7 protein-coding genes are annotated in these 8,463 nt (G+C 71.7%); 5 read left to right on the top strand and 2 right to left on the bottom strand.

The genetic code is table 11. The annotated features are described in order from the left end of the window. Nucleotides 1-10: 10 nt before the first annotated feature. The 5 genes from IH00_RS0119875 (at nucleotide 11) to IH00_RS0119895 (ending at nucleotide 6,192) form a co-directional block, all read left to right on the top strand. Nucleotides 11-778: an IclR family transcriptional regulator gene (locus IH00_RS0119875; protein ID WP_031075428.1), complete on the top strand. Its 768-nt coding sequence runs from the start codon at nucleotides 11-13 to the stop codon at nucleotides 776-778. Nucleotides 779-1,011: 233 nt separating this feature from the next. After that, a complete protein-coding gene (locus IH00_RS0119880) occupies nucleotides 1,012-1,803 on the top strand; it encodes an MIP/aquaporin family protein (protein ID WP_031075429.1) in 792 nt (263 codons plus the stop codon). Between the two features lie 37 nt (nucleotides 1,804-1,840). Continuing rightward, the gene (gene glpK / locus IH00_RS0119885; protein ID WP_031075431.1) at nucleotides 1,841-3,388 is read left to right on the top strand and encodes a glycerol kinase GlpK; all 1,548 of its coding nucleotides are present in this window, start codon (nucleotides 1,841-1,843) and stop codon (nucleotides 3,386-3,388) included. Nucleotides 3,389-3,394: 6 nt separating this feature from the next. Further along, entirely contained in the window at nucleotides 3,395-5,005 is a 1,611-nt protein-coding gene (locus IH00_RS0119890; protein WP_031075433.1) for a glycerol-3-phosphate dehydrogenase/oxidase, read from the top strand. A gap of 164 nt (nucleotides 5,006-5,169) precedes the next feature. Continuing rightward, nucleotides 5,170-6,192 carry a PAC2 family protein gene (locus IH00_RS0119895; RefSeq protein WP_031075435.1) on the top strand — a complete coding sequence of 341 codons (1,023 nt, stop codon included), beginning with the start codon at nucleotides 5,170-5,172 and terminating at the stop codon, nucleotides 6,190-6,192. Nucleotides 6,193-6,389: 197 nt separating this feature from the next. On the opposite strand, the gene mshC is transcribed toward IH00_RS0119895, so the two are convergent. Together mshC and IH00_RS0119905 are read right to left on the bottom strand one after the other, a co-directional pair. Further along, nucleotides 6,390-7,619, bottom strand: a complete 1,230-nt coding sequence (mshC, locus tag IH00_RS0119900) for a cysteine--1-D-myo-inosityl 2-amino-2-deoxy-alpha-D-glucopyranoside ligase (RefSeq protein ID WP_031075437.1) — start codon at nucleotides 7,617-7,619, stop codon at nucleotides 6,390-6,392. A 134-nt stretch (nucleotides 7,620-7,753) separates the two neighbouring features. Further along, nucleotides 7,754-8,463: SCO1664 family protein (locus tag IH00_RS0119905; RefSeq protein ID WP_031075439.1), on the bottom strand; the 710-nt coding region annotated here is incomplete at its 5' end.

Raw genomic sequence — 8,463 nt, forward strand, 5'->3', positions numbered from 1 at the left:
GGCCGGGGCGATGCCGAAGAACATCCAGTCGCTTGAAAGGGCGGCGGCGATGCTGCGACTGCTCGCGGGCGGGGAGCGCCGTCTCGGACTGTCCGACATCGCCTCCTCACTGGAGCTCGCCAAGGGCACGGCGCACGGCATCCTGCGCACCCTCCAGGCGGAGGGCTTCGTCGAGCAGGACCCGGCCTCCGGGCGCTACCAGCTGGGCGCGGAACTGCTGCGCCTGGGCAACAGCTACCTGGACGTGCACGAGCTGCGCGCCCGCGCCCTGGTGTGGACCGACGACCTGGCCCGCTCCAGCGGAGAGAGCGTCCACCTGGGCGTCCTGCACCAGCACGGCGTGCTCGTCATCCACCACGTCTTCCGGCCCGACGACAGCCGCCAGGTCCTGGAGGTCGGCGCCATGCACCCGCTGCACTCCACGGCGCTGGGCAAGGTGCTGTCGGCCTATGACCCCGTGGCGCACAGCGAGGCCCTGGAGGTGGAGCGGGAGGCGTTCACACCGCGCACCGTCACCTCCCTGGAGGACTTCGAGGCCGTGCTGGACATGACCCGGGCGCGCGGGTGGGCCGCGGACGTGGAGGAGACCTGGGACGGCGTGGCGTCGGTGGCGGCGCCGATCCACGACCGGCGGCGGATGCCCGTCGGCGCGGTCGCCATCACGGGCGCGGTGGAGCGCGTGTGCAACGGCGGCGGCGAGCTGCGCTCCGAGCTGGTGGCGGCGGTGCGGGACTGCGCCCGCGCGGTCTCCCGCGACCTGGGCGCCGGGCGCTTCTGACGCCCCTGGCTCCCCGCTGGTAACGAACGCATTTCAGCCAGCGGAACTCTTGACGCCGCATTTACCCGGGGGCAAAACTGCCGTTCATCGGTCGGCATTGTCGAACACTTACCGGCAATCGCGGTACAGTGTCGCAACGCCAGGAGGCCGGTTAACGCCCTCAGCCGAGGGCGCGGACCACCGGAGGGACCCGGGGTTCGCCTTCCCCTGGACGAAGGACAAAGGAGTCGCGGGTGTCCAGCTCCGACATCTTCATCGGCGAGATCATTGGTACCGCCGTACTCATCCTGCTCGGCGGTGGCGTCGTCGCCGCCGTCGTACTCAAGCGCTCCAAGGCGCAGAACGCCGGCTGGCTGGCCATCACCTTCGGGTGGGGCTTCGCGGTCCTGACCGCGGTCTACATGACAGGTACCCTGTCCGGCGCCCATCTCAACCCGGCCGTCACGGTCGGCATCGCGGTCAAGGACGGCGACTGGAGCAACGTCCCCGTGTACTTCGCGGGACAGCTCCTCGGCGCCATGGTCGGCGCCGCGCTGGTCTGGATCGCCTACTACGGCCAGTTCCGCGCGCACCTCACCGACCCCGAGATCGTGGGGGACCCGGCCGACAAGGCGATCGAGGGCCCGCACAACGAGTCCGCGGGCCACGCCGGTCCCGTACTGGGCGTCTTCTCCACCGGCCCGGAGATCCGCAGCGTCTGGCAGAACCTGGCCACCGAGATCATCGGCACCGTCGTCCTCGTCCTCGCGGTTCTCACGCAGGGCCTGAACGACAGCGGCAAGGGTCTCGGCACCCTCGGCGCGCTGATCACCGCACTGGTCGTGGTCGGCATCGGCCTCTCGCTCGGCGGCCCGACGGGCTACGCGATCAACCCGGCCCGTGACCTGGGCCCCCGGATCGTGCACGCCCTCCTCCCGCTGCCGAACAAGGGCGGCTCCGACTGGGGGTACGCCTGGATCCCCGTCGTCGGCCCGCTGATCGGCGGAGCGCTCGCCGCGGGTATCTACAACATCGCGTTCGCCTGAGCCGTCCTTCGTCCCCTACCGACTTCCGGGAGCAACCGTGACCGACGCACACACCACCAGCACCTCCTCCCACGGCACAGGGCCGTTCATCGCGGCCATCGACCAGGGCACCACCTCCAGCCGCTGCATCGTCTTCGACCGCGACGGGCGCATCGTCTCCGTCGACCAGAAGGAGCACGAGCAGATCTTCCCCAAGCCCGGCTGGGTGGAGCACGACGCCGCCGAGATCTGGACCAACGTCCGGGAGGTCGTGGCCGGCGCCATCGAGAAGGCCGGGATCACCTCGGCCGACGTCAAGGCCATCGGCATCACCAACCAGCGCGAGACCACGCTGCTCTGGGACAAGAACACCGGTGAGCCCGTCCACAACGCCATCGTCTGGCAGGACACCCGCACCGACGCGCTCTGCAAGGAACTCGGCCGCAATGTCGGCCAGGACCGCTTCCGCCGCGAGACGGGCCTGCCGCTCGCGTCGTACTTCGCCGGTCCGAAGATCCGCTGGATGCTCGACAACGTCGAGGGCCTGCGCGAGCGCGCCGAGCGCGGCGACATCCTCTTCGGCACCATGGACTCCTGGGTCATCTGGAACCTCACGGGCGGCGTCGACGGCGGTCACCACGTCACCGACGTCACCAACGCCTCCCGCACCATGCTGATGAACCTGCACACCATGGAGTGGGACCAGAAGATCCTCGAATCCATGGAGGTCCCGGCGGCGGTGCTGCCGGAGATCCGCTCCTCCGCCGAGGTGTACGGTCACGTCAAGGGCGGCGTCCTGGACGGCGTCCCGGTCGCCTCCGCGCTCGGCGACCAGCAGGCGGCCCTGTTCGGCCAGACCTGCTTCTCCGAGGGCGAGGCGAAGTCGACGTACGGCACAGGAACGTTCCTGCTGCTGAACACCGGCGAGAAGATCATCAACTCCTACTCGGGGCTCATCACCACCGTCGGCTACAAGATCGGCGACCAGGCTCCGGTGTACGCCCTGGAGGGCTCCATCGCCGTCACCGGCTCGCTGGTGCAGTGGATGCGCGACCAGATGGGCCTGATCAACTCCGCCGCCGAGATCGAGACCCTCGCGTCGTCGGTCGAGGACAACGGCGGCGCGTACTTCGTACCGGCCTTCTCCGGCCTGTTCGCCCCCTACTGGCGCTCCGACGCCCGCGGTGTGATCGCCGGCCTCACCCGGTACGTCACCAAGGCGCACATCGCGCGCGCCGTGCTCGAGGCCACCGCCTGGCAGACCCGCGAGATCACCGACGCCATGACGAAGGACTCCGGCGTCGAACTGGCCGCGCTCAAGGTCGACGGCGGCATGACCTCCAACAACCTGCTGATGCAGACCCTCTCGGACTTCCTGGACGCCCCCGTGGTGCGCCCCATGGTCGCCGAGACGACCTGCCTCGGCGCTGCCTACGCCGCCGGCCTGGCCGTCGGCTTCTGGCCCGACACCGACGCGCTGCGCGCCAACTGGCGCCGGGCCGCCGAGTGGACCCCCCGCATGGACGCTGACAAGCGTGACAGCGAGTACAAGAACTGGCTCAAGGCCGTCGAGCGGACCATGGGCTGGATCGAGGACGAGGAGTAAATCGATATGACCACCCTGCAGAGCGTCCCCGCCCTCGGGACGCACCCGGCTGCCGGTTCCCTGCCGAGCCGTGCCGAAACGCGGGAGCAGCTCTCCAAGGCCACCTACGACCTCCTGGTGATCGGCGGCGGCATCCTGGGCATCTCCACGGCCTGGCACGCCGCGCAGTCCGGGCTGCGGGTGGCCCTGGTGGACGCCGGCGACTTCGCCGGCGCCACCTCCTCCGCCTCCTCCAAGCTCCTCCACGGCGGTCTGCGCTACCTGCAGACCGGCGCGGTGAAGCTGGTCGCGGAGAACCACTTCGAGCGACGTGCGGTCTCCCGCCAGGTGGCCCCCCACCTGGCGAACCCGCTCACCTTCTACCTGCCGGTCTACAAGGGCGGGCCGCACGGCGCCGCCAAGCTCGGCGCGGGCGTCTTCGCGTACTCGGCGCTCTCCGCCTTCGGCGACGGTGTCGGCCACCTGCTCAGCCCCGCCAAGGCCGCGCAGGACGTGCCGGAGCTGCGCACCGACAACCTCAAGGCCGTGGCCGTCTACGGCGACGACCAGATGAACGACGCGCGCATGGCGCTGATGACGGTGCGCGCCGCGGTCGACGCGGGCGCCACCGTCCTCAACCACGCCGAGGTCACCGGCCTGCGGTTCACCCGCGGCCGGGTCACCGGCGCGGACCTCCGGGACCGGCTGGGCGGCGAGGAGTTCGGCGTCGACGCCCGGCTGGTCCTCAACGCCACCGGCCCCTGGGTCGACCACCTGCGCCGGATGGAGGACCCGAACGCGGCCCCGTCCATCCGCCTCTCCAAGGGCGCGCACCTGGTCCTGAAGCGGACCTCCCCCTGGCGGGCCGCGCTCGCCACCCCGATCGACAAGTACCGCATCACCTTCGCCCTCCCCTGGGAGGACATGCTGCTGCTCGGTACGACCGACGAGGAGTTCGAGGGCGACCCGGGCGAGGTCGCGGTCAACGACAAGGACGTCACCCAGATCCTGGACGAGGCCGCCTTCTCCATCCGCGACCAGCAGCTGTCCCGTGACCTGATCACGTACTCCTTCGCCGGTCTGCGGGTGCTGCCGGGCGGCCCCGGCGACACCTCCAAGGCCAAGCGCGAGACGGTCGTGACCGAGGGCCGCGGCGGCATGCTGTCGGTGGCCGGCGGCAAGTGGACGACCTTCCGCCACATCGGCCGCACGGTGATGAACAAGCTGGCGGCCCTGCCCGGCGGGCCGCTCGGCGAGGACATGGAGCCCATCTCGGCCCTGCCGAAGAAGCTCCCGCTGCCCGGCATAGCGAACCCGAACGCGGTCGCGCACCGGCTGCTGGTCGACGGTGGCACGCCCGGCCCGCGCATGGCCGCGGACACCGCCCGTCACCTGGCCACGCACTACGGCTCGCTCTCGTTCGACATCGCGCGCATGGCGTACGACAACCCGGAGCTCGCCGAGCGCATCCACCCGGACGCGCCGGAGATCTGGGCGCAGGTCGCCTACGCCCGCGACCACGAGTGGGCCGAGACGGCGGACGACGTGCTGCGCCGCCGTACGACGCTGACGATCCGGGGCCTGGCGACGGACGACATCCGGAGCAGGGTCGAGGACATGCTCGGCAAGAAGGCCTGATCCCGCGGGGTCTTGCAACGACGAGGGCGGCTCCGGGGGAGCCGCCCTCGTCCGTGCTCCCGCCAGGTCGAACAGAGCACTCGGACGTGTACAGGGGCTGCGGCGGGGGGCATGCGAAGCCGTAAGGTTGGTTCGTACGCACGGAACTTCGGAAGGAGGCCTGGGTGATCGAGCTCGAGGGGGTTCCCGAGCTGATCGACCCGGTCATGGTGGCCGCGTTCGAGGGCTGGAACGACGCCGGCGACGCCGCCTCCACCGCGGTCGCGCACCTGGAGCGGGAGTGGAAGGGGGAGGTGTTCGCGGCGCTCGACGCCGAGGACTACTACGACTTCCAGGTCAACCGCCCCACGGTGTGGCTGGACGGCGGGGTGCGGAAGATCACGTGGCCGACCACCCGGCTCTCCGTGGTGCGGGTGGGCGGCGACAAACCACGGGATCTGGTCCTCGTCCGCGGCATCGAACCGTCGATGCGCTGGCGCTCGTTCTGCAACGAGATCCTCGGTTTCGCCCATGAACTGGGCGTGGAGATGGTGGTGATCCTGGGCGCGCTGCTCGGCGACACCCCGCACACCCGGCCGGTGCCGGTCAGCGGCGTCACGTCCGATCCGGACCTGGCGCGCACGATGGACCTCGAGGAGACCCGGTACGAAGGGCCGACGGGCATCGTCGGCATCCTCCAGGAGGCCTGCACGCACGCGGGCGTGCCGGCGGTGAGTCTGTGGGCCGCGGTGCCGCACTACGTGTCGCAGCCGCCGAACCCGAAGGCGACGCTGGCGCTGCTCAACCGGCTGGAGGACCTCATCGACCTGCGCATCCCACTGGGTGAGCTGGCGGAGGACGCACGGGCCTGGCAGGTCGGCGTGGACCAGCTCGCCTCCGAGGACAGCGAGGTGGCGGAGTACGTCCAGACTCTGGAGGAGGCCCGGGACACGGCGGAGCTGCCGGAGGCCTCGGGCGAGGCCATCGCGCGGGAATTCGAGCGGTACCTGCGGCGTCGCGACGGCGGCCCGGGCAGCGGGCCCGCCACCGGGCCGGGGGCGGGTCCGGGCGGCGGACCCGGGCATGCGACGGACATGGGTGACAGCTCCTACCTGCGCGACACGTCGAGCGGGCGGACGCGGCCGCCGAAGCCCCCCAAGCGCGAACCCGAGGCGGGCGACGAGGACGGCGGCCCGGCCGAGGAGTGAGACCGGCGGGGCGGGGCGGCACCGGAGGACCCGGTGCCGCCCCGTCCGCGTTCCCGGGCATGTCTTCGTCCACCGCGCATGGTTGACGGTCCGTGAGACGGGCCTGACGCCGGATCAGCCCCCTGGACGGACGAGACCCGCCCCCCGGACCGCACGTGAGTGCCGCGGTCCGGGAGCGGGTCTTCGGCCGGCAAGACCTAGAGCGCCACGCCCATCAGCGCGTCGACGGTACGGGAGACCACGCCGGGCGCGCTTTCGTCCGTGCCGCCGCCGGACTCCTGGAGCGAGACCCAGCGGTCCACGGCCGCGAGGGCCCGCGGGGTGTCGAGGTCGTCGGCCAGCGCTTCGCGGACCTCCTCGACGAGGGCCTCGGCGGACGGCCCGTCGGGCCGGGAGACCGCCGCACGCCACCGGCCGAGCCGCTCGACGGCCTCCCGGAGGACCTCGTCCGTCCACTCCCAGTCGGCGCGGTAGTGGTGGGCGAGCAGGGTGAGCCGGATGGCGGCCGGGTCGACGCCGGAGCGGCGCAGCGCCGAGACGAAGACGAGGTTGCCCTTGGACTTGGACATCTTCTCGCCGTTCAGCGCGACCATCCCGGCGTGCACGTACGCCTTGGCGAACGGGTGCTCGCCGGTCAGCGCCTGGGCGTGGGAAGCGCCCATCTCGTGGTGCGGGAAGACCAGGTCGGAGCCGCCGCCCTGGACGTCGAAGCCCATGCCGAGGTGGTCCAGGGCGATGGCGACGCACTCGATGTGCCAGCCGGGGCGGCCGGGGCCGAGGCTCGCGCCGTCCCAGCTGGGTTCGCCGTCGCGGGCCGCCATCCACAGCATCGGGTCCAGCGGGTTCTTCTTGCCCGGGCGGTCGGGGTCGCCGCCGCGCTCGGCGGACAGCGCCCGCATGACCTCGTGGTCGTAGTTCGACACCTCGCCGAAGTGCGGGTCCGCCTCGACGGAGAAGTAGATGTCGCCCTCCAGGTCGTACGCCGCGCCGGCGGAGACGAGGCGCTCGATGAGCGGCACGATGCCGGGTATGGCCTCGACGGCACCGATGTAGTGCCGCGGCGGCAGCATCCGCAGGGCGGTCATGTCCTCGCGGAAGAGCGCGGTCTCACGCTCGGCGAGGCCGACCCAGTCGATGCCGTCCCGGGCGGCCCGCTCCAGGAGCGGATCGTCGACGTCGGTGACGTTCTGGACGTAGTGGACCTGCCGCTTGGTGTCGAGCCACACGCGCTGCACGAGGTCGAACGCGTTGTAGGTCGCCGCGTGCCCCATGTGGGTCGCGTCGTACGGCGTGATGCCGCAGACGTAGATACGGGCGACGGGACCGGGGTCGAGGGTCACTCGCCCACCGGTCGCGGTGTCGTGGATCCGGAGGTCGCGGCCCTTGCCGGGCAGGGCGGGGACCTCAGAAGCGGGCCAGGCATGCATGCCACGAGCCTAACCGGACGGGTGTTCCGGATACGAACCGGATGCAGGATCATGACGCGATCGGCACTCTTGCGCCGCGGGCACGAATGTGCAGGTCGACGCCGTGGCCGGGATAGGACCGGGGCGGACCGGGGTCAGACCGGGGGCCACGGGATGGCCGGCCACCGTCCCGACGGCTCCGGGTGGCGGCCGGACGCGCGCAGGGCGGACACGCGCTCGCGGACCGCCGCCACCTCGGCCGCCGTGAGCAGCTCCGCCAGACGGGTGGCCAGGGGCGCCCCGGGCGCCAGGGAGACCTCCAGTCCGGCGAGCACCTCGAGGGCCTCCTGCGGCAGCGGCTCGCCCGCCCAGCCCCACAGCAGGGTGCGCAGCTTGTCGTCCACGTTGAAGGTGACGCCGTGGTCGATGGCGTACAGCCGGCCGTCCGCCGTGGGCAGCAGATGGCCGCCCTTGCGGTCCCCGTTGTTGATCACGGCGTCGAGGACGGCGAGCCGCCGCAGCCGTACGTCGTCGGCGTGGACGAGCAGCGCCGTGCGGTCCTCTCCGACCTCGGCGAGGCCCACCGCCTTCCAGCCGTCCCCGGGCTCCTCGCCGTCGACGAGCGCGAGGAGGGACGCCGACGGGTCCCCCTCGATCCACAGCTGGACCATGCCCCGGCCGTACGGCCCGTCCCGCAGGACCGTCGGCGGCACCAGGCCCCATCCGGTCGCCTCGGAGACCTCGTACGCCGCGACCTCGCGCTGCGCCAGCGTCCCGTCCGGGAAGTCCCACAGCGGCCGCTCCCCCGCGACCGGCTTGTAGACGCAGTCGGCCTCATGGCCCTCGTACGCGACGGAACACAGCA

Origin of the sequence: Streptomyces sp. NRRL S-118, from assembly GCF_000716335.1 — a bacterium.
Classification (GTDB): Bacteria; Actinomycetota; Actinomycetes; order Streptomycetales; family Streptomycetaceae; genus Streptomyces.

What these genes read in the sequence shown, in the direction of transcription:
- IH00_RS0119890 (WP_031075433.1), top strand. Translation starts at nt 3,395, where the DNA reads ATGACCACCCTGCAGAGCGTCCCCGCCCTCGGGACGCACCCGGCTGCC.
- IH00_RS0119875 (WP_031075428.1), top strand. Translation starts at nt 11, where the DNA reads ATGCCGAAGAACATCCAGTCGCTTGAAAGGGCGGCGGCGATGCTGCGA.
- mshC (WP_031075437.1), bottom strand. Translation starts at nt 7,619, where the DNA reads ATGCATGCCTGGCCCGCTTCTGAGGTCCCCGCCCTGCCCGGCAAGGGC.